The following is a 17,220-nucleotide window of genomic DNA, read 5'->3' as shown; positions in this document are numbered from 1 at the left end:
TTCAAAAGACGGGCTGGGCCTGCTACCGCACGCCGGTCGCCGTCTGCGGCAGATATTTCTCTTCCGCCGCTGAGAGTTCCTGGTAATTGAGCAGATCGAAGAGTTCATCGAGGGTCGCCACCTCGTCCTCGATACCGGCGATACTTTCTTCGCGGAGGATGCGGTCGCAGACCTGGCGCATGGCCGATATCGCCGCGCGCATGTTGTGGTTCGCCCAGATGACCGTGGAGATTCCGGCCGCCCGATACGCGGAGACCGGTGTGCGGTAATATTTCGTAGGCACGATCACGACCGGAAGGCGGTTCTGCCAGGCGCGCGTGAAGGCGAAAATCTGCTCAGCGTTGGACTTGCGGGAATGAATCAGAATAGCATCGGCGCCGGCCTCAGCGTAGGCTTGTGCTCGCGCCAGCGCCTCATCCTCTCCGCGGCCGGCGATGAGCGCCTCGATCCGGGCGACCAGAACGAACTCCGCATCCGGCACTTGGTCCTTCACCGCCTTAAGCCGGCCGCAGAACTCGGGAATATCGGCCAACGGGTGCCGATCACCGATGAACGAGTTCATTTTCGGGAACGCCGTGTCCTCGAGACATATGCCGCTCGCGCCATGTTGGCGCAGCTTGCGGGCGACCAAACGGGCATTGTTGAAGTTCCCGAACCCGCTGTCCCCGTCGACGAGGACTGGAATGTCCACCGTGTCGGAAATTCGGTCAACGACATCGACGAGTTGGGACCAGGAAGCTTCGTTGGCATCTCGATATCCGAGACTGGATGAAATCGAGAGGCCGGACGCCCAGAGCGCCTTGAAGCCAGCGCGCTCGGCAATCGCCGCCGAAAGGCCGTCATGAGCCTCCATTGCGAAGGCGAGTTCACTGGACGCGATCATTCGGCGCAAGCTCTCGCGCGTCTGCGCACCAGACTGCCTCTCCACCATGCGGTCTCACCTCCACCGACGCTGTCCAGCCGACAGGCCTGTCATCGCTGCCGCACGAAGTACTTTCAGAGGCGAACCGCTCTGCCCACCGATCGGCGACCTGCCACTGTCGTGCCCATACAGAATCAATGAAGCAAGGCGCGTGCCGAATTGGCGAACCACCTGCGCCGCACCAGTTCTCCATACCGGCGGCCAGGTACCCCTCTCTACTCTTGGTCGGGCTTGCGACATCCTCGTCCAACTTCGGACACAAGAGGGGTCGTGGGAGTGGCTATTCGTCTGCGCCGTGGCGGGCGTCCCGTCAGGCTGCCGATCAACGGTCAAGCGAGATGGCCAGAGAGCGGAAGACCGGCGGTCCGTGCAGGCAAGGTGACGGACGGCGTTGGTCTTCGATACCCGCCATCGCCAGTCGGCTTGATTATATATCCAGCCCGCATGGACCATCGTCGAGCATCGGCACGCGAGATTTCAACACCCCCAGGGGCCGCCCCGAGCTTCAAGCCTTGACCTAACCAAGCGACTTGTTGATCGCTGGAATGATCTTGTCTCCCCAGAGCTCAATCTGGCGTAGCATCGTCTTTTGGTCGAAATCTCCCAATTGGGTCTGAATTGCGATCTGGTCCGGCTTCAGGATACTTATCTCTTCCAGCAGGCGATCGATGACGCGACTTACGCTGCCGATCGGCAGGTTCTGGCGCATGGTCTCGAACGACAGATCCTGCTGCGTCGGTGTTTCCTGCAGCAGATAGCCGTCCCGGCTCTGCTGGCGGCGCTGATGAAGTGCTTCAGATAGCCGGCGCTGGAAGCGGGCGTTGTCGAGATAGCTGTCGATCTCCGCCTGATCGTCGCTGGCATAGCAGCAGCGCAGAAGCCCTATCTTGGCGGCGGTGACATCCTTACCCCGCGAGGCCGCTGCTGCCTCGATGGTCTCACGCAGCGTTCTCACGTTTTCCAAGCCGTTGTGGAACGCCGTGACGAAAAGATTGTGGCCCTCACGATAGGCCCGGCACATGCTTCGCGCGAACCCGCAGGCGATCCAGATCGGTGGGGCTGGCCTTTGGATGGTGCGCAGCGAAATCGCCGTCAAAGGTATCTTCTCATACTGGCCATTGTGCTCGAAGACCTTCTGGTTAAGGCCCTTGAGAAGGATATCCAGGTATTCCGCAAACACGGCCGGCGCCTGATCGACATCGACGCCGAAGCGCTCGAACTCGAACTGCTGGTATCCCGAGCCGACGCCGAGTTCGAGGCGGCCGTTCGAAACGATATCGGCAAAGCCGATCTCGGAGAGCAGGCGCTGCGGTTGATATAGCGGCAGCACACACACACCGGTGCCAAGGCGAATGGTGCTCGTAAGGCCGGCACAGTGTGCCACCATCATCAAGGGCGAGGGAACCAGGCTGTAATTGTTGAAGTGGTGCTCGGCGAACCAAGCGGTGTTGAAGCCAGCCTGCTCCGAAGCGATTGTCTGTTCTATGGAGTTACCGATGACGCTGTCGCACGATTGATGATAGCCTCGCTGGGCCGCCAAGATGAACGTCGCGAATTCCATGGCGTGTCCCTCGTTTACACAAAGTGGCCAATCAAGCCTTCGACTTGTGCCGATTGCGGGTGGGCCGCGGTATCGATCCGGCCTGGCGGCGACGTAGTCGACGATCTTGCGCAAAGCCGCTTATCGTTCGGCGGCCGCAGGCAAGCGCCAAAACCTGGCTAGTGATTCGACCCTGATGACGAGTTTTCCGTCACCGATGAAGACGATCACTTGGCAAGCCGTGCTTGGCACGTGCCATGCAGCCGCAGTCTCAATCCTCGAACCTCGTCGGCTTCGACGAACCGCAACCCGTCGCCGGCGAACATTCCGTTGGATTTTCTTGATCGGTTGGCTGGGCGTTTCGCGCGTCAGCCAACGAGGTCAAGCCGCCGTCCACGTAGAGGGTCGAGCCGTTTACGTATGAGGCATCAGGCGAGGCCAGAAAGAACACTGCCTCGGCGACGTCTTCGGGCTCTCCCATCCGCCCCATCGGGATGCGCCGTTTGATCGCTACGGAATCGATGCAGCCGGACTCGACCAGCTGAGCAATGTCAGGCGTACGGATATAGCCAAGAGCGACGGTGGCCGTTCGGATGCCGACCGACCCGAGTTCGGCCGCCATGCACCGGGTCAGAATGTTCATACCCGCCCTGGACGCCCCATAGGCATGGCGCGGCACGAAGGGCAGGAAACTATTGATCGATCCAAGATTGAGGATTACGCCGCCGGCGTCCATCGACTTGATCGCCTCGCGCGCGCAGGTGAAGGTGCCGGTGAGATTGACGTCCAGTACCCGCTCGATCTGTCGCGGGATTTCGATCCCTAGCACAAACGTATCGGCAATAGCAGCACAGTTGACGAGGATCTCGATGCGACCGAAGCGCCCCCGTATTTCCTCGAACAGGGCCACCACCTCGCTCTCGACCGCCAAGTCGACGGATTTCGCCACGTGCCTGCCGCCCAGCAAACCAGCGAGTTCTGCCGCCCCAGCACCATCTTTATCAGCAATCACGACTGTGTCGGAGTTCGCGGCAAAGCGGCGAACGACGGCGGCGCCTATACCGTTCGCGCCGCCCGTCACGACCACTGTGCGCGCATCGGTTCGTTCTTCCGGCCGGAAGAGTTCGGCTCGAGGCGTCTCGCCGACCGGCGGGTGTGCGCGTCGCCCGGCTGGTTGAACGACATCCAACCGCCGTCGACCGTCAGCACCGATCCGGTGATGTAGCCCGTCTGTGCGCTGGCCAAAAAACGCACGGCCCGAGCGATCTCGTCGGGGCGCGCCATTCGCCCCATGGGCACGCGGCGGCGCACGGCCGCGAGGTCCATCTTGCCCGCACGTTCCAGTTCCGCCACCATCGGCGTGCGCACGTATCCTGGCGCTACCGCCGTTACGCGGATGCCGCGCGAGGCCCACTCGCATGCAAGCGACCTCGTGAGAGCGATCAAGCCTGCCTTCGAGCTGGCATAGGCGTTGCGCTTGGGATTGCCCAGCACGCCCGCCAGCGAAGCGACGTTGACAATGGCAGCGCCGGGCTGCATGCGCCTCGCCGCTTCGCCGGCCATGATGAAAGGCCCGATCAGATTTGTTGCCAGCACGCGTCGGAAGGCCTCGAAACCGGTGTCGATAGTCGCAGCCATGGCGGGTCCTATCGCCGCGTTGTTGACGAGAACATCGATTTTCGCGAACTGCGCTTCGATGCGGCCGTGTAGGGCGACAATGTCCTCTTCTCGTGAGACATCGCATTCGAGGCTCAGATGCGGATGGCCGAGACCGCCGGCCAGTTCAAGAACGCCGCAGCCAGGAAGGTCCACCGCAACGACGATGTCTCCATCGGCGGCAACGATCTCGACCAGCGCACGGCCGATTCCGCCTGCCGCTCCCGTTATGATGACGACCCGTCCTGCCTGCTTCATATGAACCTCTCCGCAGCCAGCGTCAGAGATATCGACGCGAGTCAGCCGCAAGACCGGTCGCGGACGTCCTGGTGACGGCGAGTTTCCATACGGGTAGACGTGTTGCGTTCCGCGACCGCTCCCGCGACGCGGCTCCGCAATTGGGAGCCTTGGAAAGCATTGTGGTGACATGCATGGCATTTTCATTTTGATGACGAGCTGCGGCGCTTCCTGAGCGCGTAAACCGGGTCATTGGGATGCGCTGCTCCGATCGGTTGCCGCAAGCCGAACCGTTCTGCCTCGGGGACCGCTGGTGGGGTCTGCTCTTCGATCCAATCGTAAACGACGGTCCGTTCGGCAATGCGCCACGCCCCTTCCCTCTTCTGAAAAAGATCGCAGTAACGGCCGCAGAGAAGCACCTGGCGTGCTTCTCCGTCATTGTCTGGTCCGCGTTGCAGCGCGGTGAAATAGCTTTCGACCACGGCCTCCGACGGGTCGATGAATTCGATCAAGACGTTCGTGATCTGGTGGATTAAGCGCGGTCCGGTTTTGAAGAGACCAAGCGCAAACTCAAAGAAGCCCTCGGCTGAGCCGCGATAGGCACCGTGATTGTCATGCGCATCGGGCCAATATGCACTGCGCAGCGCAGCCTCATCCGCGCGGTCTATGCCGCGGCAGTACCGATAAAGGCAGTCGCGGATCGCCTCGCGGTCGCGCAGTTCGGTGATTTTTGCCTGGCCCATCGCTCTGTCGCAAATTTGAGATTGGAAGAGGCGTTTCGTGCCTCTAGGTGCGTGCAAGGTCGAACCGATCGGCAACTGAAGAAGCCAGAACGGAGACGAACTTCACGTGTCGCGTGCGTGTCATTGAGGTCTCGATGCCGGAGAGGAGGTAGGCAGGGAAGCGGCCGGACATCTTGCTTTGCGGTGTGGGGCCACGTCTCGTCGATTCCACCTAAGCTTCCCCAGTTCTTGGTTGCATGGCGGCTGGTTCGAACCGCGCTGCCGAGGTGCGATCGACTTCCAGCGCACGTTCGGGGCAGGATCGCGCGCCTTGTGACGCAAGCAGTTGCTCCCCCTCCGCAACCTGAATGTCACCGGGCAGGATGTAGCCATCGTCATCAAGCTTGAAGATGTCCGGCGCTTGCGCCCAGCATCGCGCGTGACCCTGGCATTTGGCATTGTGGACGATAATGCGCATAGCGCTGCCTCCATTGTCTTGGCATGGCTCGGCGATGGTCATGACCAGTCCAGGATCAGATTTTCGATCCCGAACACATGGCCGCCACAGGTGATGGGCGCTGTACCCTCCTTGATCCGGAAGGTCGGTATGCGCGCCAGCCACTCCTCCAGGCCAATGACAATCTCGCGCCGGGCAAGGTGTGAGCCAAGGCAACGGTGGGGACCATAGCCAAAGGCGGCGTGGCGGTTGTGCTCTCGCGCCAGATCGACCGTGTTGGGGGATTCGAATTCCTCCGGGTCGCGATTTGCAATCATCGTGGCGCACGAAACATAGTCCCCCTTTCGGATCGGCGCGCCTTCGAAGTCGATATCTTTCGTAGCCACGCGGATCAACTGAATGGGCGGATAGGCCCGCAGCAACTCTTCGGTTGCGAGCAGGATGCGGGCCGGTTCGCTGCGCAGCAGTTCCTGATCCTTGAGGTTGCGCGCTAGATAAGCCAGGTCAAAGCCAATAGCTGCTGCGACAGTGTCAAGTCCCGCGACGAACACAAGCACGCCGATGCCACGGATCTCCCCGTCGGTTAGCCGGCGGCCCTCGATCTGTGCCTGCACGATGAAGGTCATGAGATCGTCGACCGGATCCTTGCGGCGATTGGTTGCAAGTTCATCGATGAAAGCCACAATCTTGCGGGCAGCCACAGGTCGTTCCACATCGTCGCCGTGGAGCAGATCTTTCGCCCAGCCGACAAATGTATCGAGTCCCTGATCCGGCAACCCCAGAAACCGAAGGAAGATGCTGACAGTGAACGGAAAGGCAAAATCCTTCATGACGTCGCAGCTCGTGGCCGATGCGGTGATCCGGTCGATCAGGGCTATCGCTCGCTCACGGACAGCCGGTTCCAGTGCCGTCACCCGCTTGGGCGAAAGCAGCGGACTGAGCAGTGAGCGAAATGCGCCATGGGCCGGTGGATCGAGCTCAAGCGGGATCGTCGGCCAGGTTTCGCCCAGTATGGAGGAGAAGATGCTGCGATGGCTGGAAAAAGTTTCAGTGTCCTGCAGCACCTTACGCTGATCTGCGGCGCGGGTGATGACCCAGGTGCCCCGGCCATCTTGCGTGTTGTAGGGGGAATAGAAGATCGGAGGCCCGTCATGGGCGCAAGCGACGGCTGCGTGTGGATCCCCGTTGGGCGTTGGTGGCATGCCTGGCGATGTGAACAGGCTGAAGTCTCTCACCATTTCGGGCGGGACATGATCTGGAACCGGGTTGATCGCCATTGCATTTCTCCTGCCGTCTAACCACTAACCAGGCCGCGCACCATGGCATCTTGGTCATCTAGAGAGCCGACGAGCGAAATCGTCGGAGACCCGGCGTTTTCCAGCTTCGAACGGCGAACCGGAATGAAGCTCTTGCTCCACAGCGGTTCGGGGTCGATCATCTCTTCGAGGATATCCGCAGCGCGGCACGCGAAAGACCGGTTGGCCGCCGAAGTGCTCGCCGGTCTCCTCAAGCGCCGGCGAGAGGACAGGAGCAAGCACATTCTGGTCGAACCGTATCTGCAGATCGATCGGTGGCCATTGGCCGGTGCCGGGCGGTTGTGACGGTGACGCCAGTCACGCCGGTCGATATTGCATTCCGCGGGCAATGCCCGTTTCGGATAGAATCTGAACTGACGCTGACCTGACATGTCGTCTTCCTTCATTGCATTGAGCACGATATCACTCACGAATGGACGCCAGTCGGTATCTCCTGCCGTCTCACATGAGAGCTTCAAAAGTCGTGCCAACGGCGCGGAAAGAGCCCTGCAGGAGATTTTCTACATATCATTCAACAGCTTGAGCGAATGCGCAGCCGCAAGCCTGGCGGAGCAAAGCCGTGTCCCGGAAATGACAAACCCGACAGCAAAGTCGCGGCAGCTTCAAAATGCTCCGAGAGCACCAGGCGGCTTTTTTCCGTCACCTCGGGACCGTGCCCGGCTCACGCAAGCGCGGTTCAGAAAGATCACATGGCCAGCTTGCTGATGGACGTGCTGGCTTCTTGTACCCATTTCCGATTTCGAAGCTGTCTCGCGAGCGTCCGTAGGGCGAAGCGCGTAGGCCCTTCAGCCGTCTCAATCCTGAGAACGGAGGCCATAGGGACCTCGTCAGGTTAACCCCGATCGACTCCTGTGCCTCGTTCCGAGTTTGAGCCCAGATTTTCGCTTCGAATACGAGCCATCTGTTCTCCGCGCCGGCGACCTGGCGACGCTACGGTCCGACTTCCGACATTTTTGTCCAGCTTCGGACAAAGAGGGTCGCGGCTTGATACCCATAAAGGGGGATCCCCTCCTCCCAGAGCCCACGATCAGGTGATTATGGGCGCGCTCGGTCTCGGCGAAGGCATGGTTCTGGCCGCTCAAGGCAAAGAGTGTCGCTGCAAAAAACAGTGTGAACCCCAGCCTGAAAATCAAATGGCATGGCGCTTGCGTTGTACCCGGCAGAACCCATCACAAGGTGGCCAGGAGTAAGACCATTGCTGACATCGCGACGCCCCGTACAAGCGCGTACCGTTCTCGTTGCCGCCGCAAATCGAGACCTCGTTTCTTCAGACGCTCGTGCTTGCGAGCGGTTTTGGCATGGCTGATCCAAGGCCGACACAAAACGCGCGGCGCTCGGCCGAATTGCCGGCCGAGGTCGATGCCGTGTCAGTTTCAACCGAAAAAGCAGCGCACCAGTTTTCCTCAAGGAGCACATTGATGACGGTCAAAAAAAAGGTTCCTTTCGTCACCTTTCGCACGCGTGTTCGCGATGAGTCCATCGAGGGGCCAAACCCGTACCGCTGGGAAGACAAGACATCCGACGACTGTTTCAGCGGCAAGCGCATCATCCTGTTCTCGCTGCCCGGTGCCTTCACCCCGACCTGCTCGACCTTGCAGTTGCCCGATTTCGAAATGCTCTACGACGAGTTCGAGAAGGTGGGAATTGACGCGATCTACTGCGTTTCCGTCAACGATGCCTTCGTCATGAATGCCTGGGGCAAGGCCCTGGGGCTGCAGAAAGTCCAGCTCATCCCAGACGGCTCGGGCGAGTTCACCCGCAAGATGGGCATGCTGGTTGCCAAGGACAATCTCGGCTTCGGCATGCGCTCCTGGCGCTACGCTGCCGTGATCAACAATGGCGTGGTGGAGCAGTGCTTCGAGGAGAACGGTTTCTGCGACAACTGCGAGGCCGACCCCTATGGCGTATCGTCGCCGCAGAACGTCCTTGAAACGCTGAGAGCCGCCAAAGCCGTGACGGCTGCATGATCTAGACGAGTCAACGTCTCGAAAATCCCCTTGCACAAGGCGAAGGGTCGCTCGGTAGGAGTTTCACGCTAACCATGGAGTCCTCAGCAAGCCTGCTTCAGCGTCAGAAGCAATCGTTGGTTTTGACGCCGCAAATGATGGAATCCATTCGCCTGTTGCAACTGGCGCATCCCGAACTGCATCAGTTCGTCGAGCACGAAATCGAGAAGAACCCCTTTCTGGAACGGGCATCAAACCGGGCGCCGAAGGACATTCCGTCGATTTCGGCCGGGAACCCCCGCATCGGGCCGACCACGGGCGGAATATCGGATCGGGCCTCGCAGTGGAAATCAATCCGCGGCAAAAACAATGTCCAACCGGGGGGAAACCATGCGTTCGAAGATACCTGGACGTCCATCGAAACATTGCACGACCATGTCGCTCGTCAGATCGCTCTCAGCGCATTCGCGCCGCTGGAGCGGCGAATAGCTGGCGAGCTTGCCGGTCATCTGGAAGACACCGGATACCTTCCGGTGAACCTTTCGGAACTGGCCCGCAGCCTGAATGTCCGGGAGGCTGCTGTGGAACGGGTTCTCGGAACCTTGCAGCAGTTCGATCCACCGGGTATTTTTGCGCGAACTCTCAGCGAATGCCTTGAGATACAATTGCGGCAGCTAGACAGGTTCGACCCGGCAATGGCAGCGCTGGTCGCCAATCTTGAAGCGCTGGCGCGACGCGATTTTCAAACATTGAAGCGCCATTGCGGTGTCGATGAAGACGACCTTCTCGACATGTTGCACGAAATCCGCGCGCTCGATCCCAAGCCCGGAAACCGATTCCAATCCGGAGGGCCTGAATCGATCATTCCCGACGTCTTGGTCCAGCCCTCTCCCGGAGGTGGGTGGCAAATCGAACTCAATCCAGACACGCTGCCCAGGCTGCTGATGAACCAAAACTATTTTGCCCAGGTCTCCCGCCTAAGCGCTCAAAATTCGAAAGATCAGTCATTTCTCAATGAATGCCTCCAAAACGCGAACTGGCTAATCCGCAGCCTTGATCAGCGCGCCAAGACGATCCTCAAGGTAGCGGCTGAAATCATCCGCCAGCAGGACGCCTTTTTTGAACATGGGGTCGCCCACCTGCGGCCTCTCAATCTCAGGACTGTCGCGGATGCGATCAACGTGCACCAGTCGACGGTAAGCCGGGTAACGTCGAACAAGTACATGCTGACCCCGCGCGGCGTGTTCGAACTGAAGTATTTTTTCACTGTCGCGATCGGCTCCTCCGAAGGCGGCGACGCGTACTCCGCCGAAGCTGTCCGCCATCAAATCAAGGCGATGGTTGCCGTGGAATCGCCCGACGAAGTGCTTTCCGACGACGACATCGCCACCCGGCTCAAGGAAAACGGGATCGACATTGCTCGCCGCACCGTTGCGAAATATCGTGAGGCGCTGAACATCCCGTCCTCCGCGCGACGTCGCCGGGAAAAGCGCGTGCGTCTTCGATGCCAATCAAGCCCGGACGGCGGCGGCGACGAAAGCGGCTCTTAAGCGAGCCCGTTCTTGATCCGTGCCAAGTGGCTTTCGCCTTCCTCCGGGCCAAAACAGCTTTCGAAATCGCCGCATTCCTGACAACTGGGCGCGGTGCATAGCGAAAAGCCTTCAGCCTCGCAGAGCTTACGATAGAAATACTTCTTCCATTTCATGTTTTTGGTGTTGCCGGCCGCCAGCGCCGGGAAATGCCTGGCCATCAAGCGGCTGAGTTCGGCCCGATTGAAAAGGCCAAGGTCCTGCCACAGATGGTCATTGCGCAAACTGCGCCTGGCGATGATCTTGGCGAAGAGGGTGCTGGCCGGATCGCCTGGCCTGGCATGCCCAATGAGCAGGCCGCGCAGAAGCCCTTCCTCCATATCCGGCTCGGGATCGGTCAGCTTTTCCAGCGCGAAGGCATTGACGGGCACAGCCGGGAAATAGCGTGTCATGACATCTCGCAGGTCGGCACGCGAAAGGCCGGTTGCTTCGGTCGCGGTCGCCTTGCCGGCCTCGACCTCCTCGAACGCGAGGTAGACAACACAGGCAAGCGCATGCCGGTCGAACGCCGCCGCCTGGTCTGTCGGCGGCCATTGGCTGGTGCTGAAACAGCCACGGTGATGGGCGAATGTGGCGCCGTTCTCCTGGTCTTGTCCCAAGCTCATGCAGCGAGCTTGTCGGCCGCAAGGTGGGTCTGGCAGTTCTTCGGGCAGACGCGGCCGCAGGCGCCGCAGCCGATGCAGCGGCCGGCATGGTCGACGATCATGACCATGCGGTTGAGCTCGCCGTCGAAGTCGTCATCCTCGCCCGCGCAGATGCCGAGGATTTCGCCTGCGTCATCGACGCCATGAAGGTGCATGACCCCGCGTGAGCAGACCTTGAAGCAGCGGCCGCAGCCAATGCAGGTCGCGCCATCGATCGCCGTCAGATAGTGCGGCGTCCAGGGAGAGCCGTCGCGGGTGACAAAAGCGCCCGTCATTGTGAATTCTCCAACGCCGCAAGTTCTTCCTTTGCCGCATCCAACTCGGCAAAAACCTCGAAGGCATTCCAGGCGACCGCCTCGATCTCGGTCCAGTTGACCGGAAGGTGCGCGGCAAGGTCGTGCAATTCCATCTTGGCGGCTCCCGCGCGCGACTGCAGCTTGCGGACCTTCTTCTGCAACAGCTCAAGGTCTGACATGATCAGGTCCGTATCCTGCACCTCGAGTTCGGCATAAGAGCGGTTGAGCGCAGACGACAATCAAGATCTTGTTCCCGACGTCGACGCGGGCGGTGAGCGCATATTGTGAGGGTGTCGATTTGGCGACACCCATATGCCAGAGAATGCGGATCTCGCGTGGACCCGGCGCGTTGCTTTCCTTCGCTCCATTGATCGCATCAACCAGGATCTAAATGATCGCGCGGCGGCCGCCGCCTCAGGAGGAAGCCCCAAGCGCCGTGTCGGCAACGCAGGACGCAGCTCATAAAAAATTGTCTTCATCCCATTCATGGGCTTGCTCAAGAGCGCGTCAGGAAGACAGGCCGGCACCAAGCGTGTCGTGGATTGGACAAACCCGACGACAGGTTGGGGCCGCTCGTTCAGGAACGGCCCGACAGTATTGCTGGGGAGGCAAGCTGAATTCACGCCGCGTTCAACCGTGTTGCACATTGGTCTCATCCCACCCCTTTGTCAGCTCCAAGGCCTGCCGCTCGAACAGGCGGCGGTAGATGCCGTCGCGACGGATCAGCGCGGCATGGTCGCCCTGCTCGGTGATGCAACCACGGTCGAAGACAAGCAGCCGGTCGAGTGCCCGCACCGTCGAGAGCCGGTGCGCAATGACGAGCGTGGTGCGCCCGACCATGAGCCGCTCCATCGCCTTCTGGATCAGCACCTCCGATTCCGAGTCGAGGCTTGATGTCGCCTCGTCCAGAATCAGGATCGGGGCATCGGCGAGGAACGCGCGCGCTATCGCCACACGCTGGCGCTCGCCGCCTGAGAGCTTCACGCCGCGTTCGCCGACCAGCGTACCGTAGCCGTTCGGCAGGCGTGCAATGAAGTCATGCGCGCTGGCGAGCCGCGCCGCCTGCTCAATGTCGGACCGAGAAGCACCCGGCCGCCCATAGGCTATGTTCTCGGCCAGCGAGCGGTGGAATAGGAGGGGCTCCTGCTGTACGATCGCGATCTGCGAGCGCAGCGAACCCTGCGTCACCCGCGAAATGTCCTGCCCATCGATCAAGATTCGTCCAGCATCCAGGTCGTAAAGCCGCTGGATGAGCTTGACGAAGGTGGTCTTGCCGGAGCCAGAGGGGCCGACCAGACCGACCCGCGCGCCGGCCTCAATCGAAATCGACAAGTCGCTGTAAAAGGGCGACCAATGATTGCCGTAGTGGAAATGGACGCTCTCAAAATCGATGTGACCCTTCGAGATCCGGATCGCCTTGGCGCCCGGAACATCGGCCACGTCGGGCGGCTGGCTGTAGGTTTGGACCAGTTCCTCCATCTCATTTACAGAGCGCTGGATGTTGCGCACGTGTATGGAAACATCACGCAAGTAGCCATATAGGACGGTGAAAGAGGCGAGCACCAAGGCGATGTCACCTGGGGTAGCCTGGCCGCGCGACCACAAAAATAAGGCATAGCCGATCAAAGCCGCTCTCAGCGCAAGAAGCATGATCCCCTGGAATGCAGCACTGACCGTCCCGCGCACCCAGGTTCGGAGGGTGCGGTGCCGCCACTTGGAGATGACTTTCGCGAAGCGATGATCTTCCCGCACCTCGGCGCCGAAGCCTTTGACCACCGCGTTACAGCTGATCGCGTCCGCAAGCGAGCCGCCAAGCCTCGTATCCCAGTTGTTGGCGAGGTTTGCGGCTGGCGCCACATAGCCGAGCGACAGGACAATGATCAGCGCCACATAGCCAACCGAGCCGCAAGCGATGATCAGCCCCATCATCGGCCAATACCAGCCGAGCAGAACGCTCGACCCCACGAGCATGATGAGCGACGGGAACAAGGCAAGAAGGATCGTGTCGTTAAGGAGGCAGAACGCCCACATGCCGCGCGTGATCTTGCGCACCGTAGAGCCCGCGAAGGTTTTCGCATGCCAATCGGTCGAAAAGCGCTGGACGCGATGGAACGCGTCGCTGGCGATGTCCGACATCATCTTCAGAATGAAGTCATTGACGGCAATGAAGGCGATGTTGCGCATGACGACGGCGCCGAGTGCGAGCGCGATCAACATTGAAAAGGCCGCAAGAGCCGCATCCCACACGACGGCGTCGGCTGCCGCTCCTTGGGCGACCGCGTTTACGAGCCGTCCGGAATAGAGCGGCGTCAGAACGTCAAGGAGCGTTGCGACAAGCACGGCGATCATAATGATCGCGAGCCGGACCGGTTGCTTGCTCCAGTGGCGCATGGTGAAGGCGAAAACGTCGCGAAAGGCGGCGCCGCGTAGATCGATGTGAAAACGCCGCGTGGCTTTGTACGAGCGCAGCAGGCCGCTCGGTCTCAAGAAACCCGAAATGGAAGGTCTGCGTGAGGACGAAAACATCGCTCGGAATGCGGGTGGCTGATCTGGAGCTGACATGTTGGTTTCGTTCCTTCGTTCCATCGATCGCGATGTCACCCGCGAGATGAATATCGGCCCGCGGGCACGCGCTGCCCTACGAGGAGAGAACCGCAAAAGCCGCGCCAAAGGCTCAGAAAGAAGCTCAGAAGCATTTTCTGCATATTCTACAATGACAAACGAGGTCTCAGCAGGGCAAGGGGGCGTAAGAGTGCCGTGTCGCGCACTTGACAAACCCGACAGGACGCCTCGGTCGCGCGGGCATCCTTGGCGAACGGCCCGACATGATTGCTCCTCACGCGAAGCGGAATCTACGTCCGATTCAACGGCGTTCCGCGTTGAACAATTCCCGCCGATGTCGGACACGCGACATAGCAGTGTTTGAGCCATCATGTTGTTTTGAAATGATTCCCTTCTTTGGCACGGTCCATGCGTAGCTGTTCGCGAAAGCGTCCGGCCTGAAGGAGAAACAGTCCATGATCCAGCGCACCGAAAACGCCGTGGCCTAAAGACCGCGCTTGCCGGGGGCCGAGCCGGCGCAACGCCAAGGTCGAGGCGGGTTGCCGCGCCGGCGCCAAGAAGCGCGCAGGCCGAATGTGGCCGCGGCAACTCCGTCGGCTAACCATCATCATCATGACAGACCGGGCGTGCGCTTTGCGTGATTGCGCTCAGCAGAAGGATCACATCCATGAGACCTGTTTATCTGGACAACAACGCAACGACACGGGTCGATCCTGAAGTCGTTCAAGCAATGCTGCCGTTTTTTACCGACCAATTCGGCAACCCTTCGTCGAGCCACGATTTTGGCGCTTCCGCCCGGGCGGCGGTGAGAAAGACGCGCCTGCAGGTGCAAACGCTGATCGGGGCGGATTTCGACGACGAGATCACCTTCACCTCGGGCGGGACGGAAAGCGACAACGCCGCGATCCTCTCGGCGCTCGAGGTGATGCCTGAGCGCACAGAGATCGTGACTTCCGCAGTCGAGCATTCGGCCGTGCTGACGCTTTGCGCCCACCTTGAGAAGACGCGCGGCGTCAAGGTGCATAGGATCCCGGTGGATCGCCACGGCCGCCTCGACCTCGATACCTATAAGGCCGCCCTCACCCCGCGCGTGGCGATCGTCTCGATCATGTCGGCGAACAACGAGACCGGAACGATCTTCCCGGTGGTCGAGCTTGCTGAGTTGGCCAAGGAAGTCGGCGCCCTTTTTCATACCGACGCGGTGCAAGCGGTCGGCAAGCTTGCGATCGACTTGAAATCGACGGCAATCGATATGCTGTCTCTCTCCGGTCACAAATTACACGGACCGAAAGGGGTCGGCGCACTTTATGTAAAGCGCGGCGCGCGCTTCTGTCCGCTGATCAAGGGGGGAGGCCAGGAGGGCAACCGCCGCGCCGGCACGGAGAATACGCCAGGCATCGTCGGTCTCGGCGTGGCAGCCGATCTTGCCTTGAAATTCATGGACGACGCGAACACACGGGTAAAGGCGTTGCGCGACCGCCTGGAGAAGAAACTTCTCCAGCGCATCCCACACGCCTTCGTCGCCGGCGATTTGCTAAAGCGGTTGCCGAACACCGCAAACATCGCCTTTGGAGATATCGAAGGTGAGGGCATACTGCATTTCCTTAATCGCGAGGGCATCGCCTGCTCCTCCGGCTCTGCTTGCGCCTGCGGCTCGCTGGAGCCGAGCCACGTCATGGTGGCGATGAATATCCCCAATAGCGCGGCACACGGGGCAATCCGTTTCTCCTTTTCGCGCAACAACGGCGAGGAGGACGTCGACCGGGTGCTCGAGGTCATGCCCGGGATCGTTAAGAAGCTGCGTGAGCTTTCCCCATCTGCCAGCCAGGCGAGAGGACTTCAATCAGCTCCAGGCCTGGGCGACAAGGCAAACCCGACCACCGTTTCCGGCCCAGGAGAAAGCAATGCCCAGTTGTTTCGCTGAAAGCCGTGCCATCGATGTCACCGACATCCTCGCCCGGCTGAAGAGCCTGTCGGCTGCGGAGGAGTTCTTCGCAGTCCTTGGCATCTCTTATGATCCGAAGGTGCTCAATGTCTCACGGCTGCATATCCTGAAGCGCATGGGCCAATATCTCGCTGAAGAGGATTTCGCCGGTCTTCCCGACGGGGTGATCGCCGCGCGGGCGCGTGCGACGTTGGAACGCGCCTATGAGGATTTCGCGACATCCTCGCCACTCACCCACCGGGTCTTCAAGGTGCTCAAAGAGCACGATCCCGACAAACCGGCCACTCGGGACCACACCTTTGTCCCGTTCGAGTCGATCCTGAGGCGGTTCGGGACAGAATGAACGCGACACTATTGCGACGCGACAATGTCGAAAAGCCGACAAACTCGGTCATCACGACAGCACCCTTCGGAAGAAAACAACCCATGTCAAAGGAAACAGAGCAACGCAAAGCGGTTGGCACGAATGATGCTGCGAAGGAGATGAACGCCAGGGCCGCTTGCGGATTGGAGCCGAGAAAGACGCAATGCACATTGTAATCTGTATCAAGCAGGTGCCGGACTCCGCGCAGATACGTGTCCACCCGGTGACGAACACGATCATGCGCCAGGGCGTGCCGACCATCATCAACCCTTACGACCTGTTCGCCCTCGAAGAGGCACTGAGATTGCGCGGCGCCCATGGCGGCGAGGTCACCGTGCTTACGATGGGTCCGCCGATGGCAGAAGATGCGCTGCGCAAGGCGCTCACCTATGGCGCCGACCGCGCGGTACTCTTGACCGACCGCTGTTTTGCCGGCTCCGACACGCTGGCGACCTCCTTCGCGCTTTCTCGGGCAATCGTGAGAATTGGCGAGACCTTCGGCGCGCCGGACATCGTCTTCGCCGGCAAGCAGACGATTGACGGCGATACCGCCCAGGTCGGGCCCGGCATCGCCAAGCGCCTCGGCCTCCTGCAGTTCACCTATGTGGCGAAGATCGACTCTATCGATGTCGATGCGCGCGAGATCACCGTCAAGCGCCGTTCGGAAGGCGGTACGCAGATGCTGAAAAGCAGGCTGCCTTGCCTCATCACAATGCTGGAAGGCACCAACGAAATCCGCAGGGGCTCGCTCGACGACGCCATGCGCGCCGCGCGCAGCCAGATCGTGAAATGGAGCGCGGCCGAAGCTGGCATTGAGGACTTCAACAAATGCGGCCTGCGCGGCTCGCCGACGGTCGTCAAGCGCGTTTTCGCCCCTACCACGCGGGCGGAAAAGGCGACGCAGATCGACATGACCGACAAGACGCAGCACGACCTCGCTGACGAACTGATCGCCTCAATCTTTACCCGCCAGCCAGCGCTGGAACACGAACTCGCCTTCGACGGCGGCCAGTGACGGGACGGC

General features: G+C 60.5%; 16 protein-coding genes and 1 pseudogene. 5 read left to right on the top strand and 12 right to left on the bottom strand.

The window, feature by feature from the left end; all coding sequences use genetic code 11:
* Positions 1-22: 22 nt before the first annotated feature.
* From aepX to FCU66_RS41375, 8 genes and pseudogenes are all read right to left on the bottom strand, one after another.
* On the bottom strand, positions 23-931 hold the full coding sequence (gene aepX / locus FCU66_RS30565) for a phosphoenolpyruvate mutase (RefSeq protein WP_136617686.1): 909 nt from the start codon (positions 929-931) through the stop codon (positions 23-25).
* Positions 932-1,439: 508 nt separating this feature from the next.
* Positions 1,440-2,483 (bottom strand): LLM class flavin-dependent oxidoreductase, encoded by a 1,044-nt coding sequence (locus FCU66_RS30560; protein WP_136617745.1) that lies wholly within the window; start codon positions 2,481-2,483, stop codon positions 1,440-1,442.
* A 250-nt stretch (positions 2,484-2,733) separates the two neighbouring features.
* Positions 2,734-4,376 (bottom strand): annotated as a pseudogene (locus tag FCU66_RS30555) (SDR family oxidoreductase).
* A gap of 182 nt (positions 4,377-4,558) precedes the next feature.
* Positions 4,559-5,098, bottom strand: coding sequence for a nuclear transport factor 2 family protein (locus FCU66_RS30550; RefSeq protein ID WP_006333835.1), 540 nt, complete (start codon positions 5,096-5,098; stop codon positions 4,559-4,561).
* Positions 5,099-5,309: 211 nt separating this feature from the next.
* Positions 5,310-5,555 (bottom strand): ferredoxin, encoded by a 246-nt coding sequence (locus FCU66_RS30545; RefSeq protein WP_027056547.1) that lies wholly within the window; start codon positions 5,553-5,555, stop codon positions 5,310-5,312.
* Between the two features lie 38 nt (positions 5,556-5,593).
* The gene (locus FCU66_RS30540; protein WP_136617687.1) at positions 5,594-6,811 is read right to left on the bottom strand and encodes a cytochrome P450; all 1,218 of its coding nucleotides are present in this window, start codon (positions 6,809-6,811) and stop codon (positions 5,594-5,596) included.
* Between the two features lie 17 nt (positions 6,812-6,828).
* Positions 6,829-7,260 carry a hypothetical protein gene (locus tag FCU66_RS30535; RefSeq protein WP_136617688.1) on the bottom strand — a complete coding sequence of 144 codons (432 nt, stop codon included), beginning with the start codon at positions 7,258-7,260 and terminating at the stop codon, positions 6,829-6,831.
* A gap of 857 nt (positions 7,261-8,117) precedes the next feature.
* The gene (locus FCU66_RS41375) at positions 8,118-8,279 is read right to left on the bottom strand and encodes a hypothetical protein (protein ID WP_168991844.1); all 162 of its coding nucleotides are present in this window, start codon (positions 8,277-8,279) and stop codon (positions 8,118-8,120) included.
* Between FCU66_RS41375 and FCU66_RS30530 the strand changes: the two genes are divergently transcribed.
* Entirely contained in the window at positions 8,269-8,817 is a 549-nt protein-coding gene (locus FCU66_RS30530) for a peroxiredoxin (RefSeq protein WP_136617689.1), read from the top strand. The genes FCU66_RS41375 and FCU66_RS30530 overlap by 11 nt on opposite strands.
* 74 nt (positions 8,818-8,891) lie before the next feature.
* Complete coding sequence (gene rpoN, locus FCU66_RS30525) at positions 8,892-10,346, top strand: RNA polymerase factor sigma-54 (protein WP_136617690.1); 1,455 nt, start codon at positions 8,892-8,894, stop codon at positions 10,344-10,346.
* Here the strand turns inward: rpoN and FCU66_RS30520 are convergent.
* The 4 genes from FCU66_RS30520 to FCU66_RS30505 all read right to left on the bottom strand — a co-directional run bounded on the left by FCU66_RS30520 (position 10,343) and on the right by FCU66_RS30505 (position 13,851).
* A complete protein-coding gene (locus tag FCU66_RS30520; RefSeq protein WP_136617691.1) occupies positions 10,343-10,990 on the bottom strand; it encodes a nitrogen fixation protein NifQ in 648 nt (215 codons plus the stop codon). The genes rpoN and FCU66_RS30520 overlap by 4 nt on opposite strands.
* Positions 10,987-11,304 (bottom strand): ferredoxin III, nif-specific, encoded by a 318-nt coding sequence (gene fdxB / locus FCU66_RS30515; protein WP_136617692.1) that lies wholly within the window; start codon positions 11,302-11,304, stop codon positions 10,987-10,989. The genes FCU66_RS30520 and fdxB overlap by 4 nt, the downstream gene beginning before the upstream one ends.
* On the bottom strand, positions 11,301-11,504 hold the full coding sequence (locus tag FCU66_RS30510; RefSeq protein WP_136617746.1) for a CCE_0567 family metalloprotein: 204 nt from the start codon (positions 11,502-11,504) through the stop codon (positions 11,301-11,303). Before FCU66_RS30510 ends, fdxB begins: the two co-directional genes overlap by 4 nt.
* A gap of 451 nt (positions 11,505-11,955) precedes the next feature.
* Positions 11,956-13,851: an ABC transporter ATP-binding protein gene (locus FCU66_RS30505; RefSeq protein ID WP_246094103.1), complete on the bottom strand. Its 1,896-nt coding sequence runs from the start codon at positions 13,849-13,851 to the stop codon at positions 11,956-11,958.
* A gap of 703 nt (positions 13,852-14,554) precedes the next feature.
* Between FCU66_RS30505 and nifS the strand changes: the two genes are divergently transcribed.
* From nifS to FCU66_RS30490, 3 genes are all read left to right on the top strand, one after another.
* Positions 14,555-15,811, top strand: coding sequence for a cysteine desulfurase NifS (nifS, locus tag FCU66_RS30500; protein ID WP_136617693.1), 1,257 nt, complete (start codon positions 14,555-14,557; stop codon positions 15,809-15,811).
* Positions 15,792-16,175, top strand: coding sequence for a nitrogenase stabilizing/protective protein NifW (gene nifW / locus FCU66_RS30495; protein ID WP_136617694.1), 384 nt, complete (start codon positions 15,792-15,794; stop codon positions 16,173-16,175). Before nifS ends, nifW begins: the two co-directional genes overlap by 20 nt.
* A 184-nt stretch (positions 16,176-16,359) precedes the next feature.
* Positions 16,360-17,211 carry an electron transfer flavoprotein subunit beta/FixA family protein gene (locus FCU66_RS30490; protein WP_136617695.1) on the top strand — a complete coding sequence of 284 codons (852 nt, stop codon included), beginning with the start codon at positions 16,360-16,362 and terminating at the stop codon, positions 17,209-17,211.
* Positions 17,212-17,220: the final 9 nt, after the last annotated feature.

This window comes from Mesorhizobium norvegicum, from assembly GCF_004919685.1.
Classification (GTDB): Bacteria; Pseudomonadota; Alphaproteobacteria; order Rhizobiales; family Rhizobiaceae; genus Mesorhizobium; species Mesorhizobium norvegicum.
Note: the sequence above shows the minus strand (reverse complement) of the source record. Positions and strands in the feature narration are given on the sequence as shown.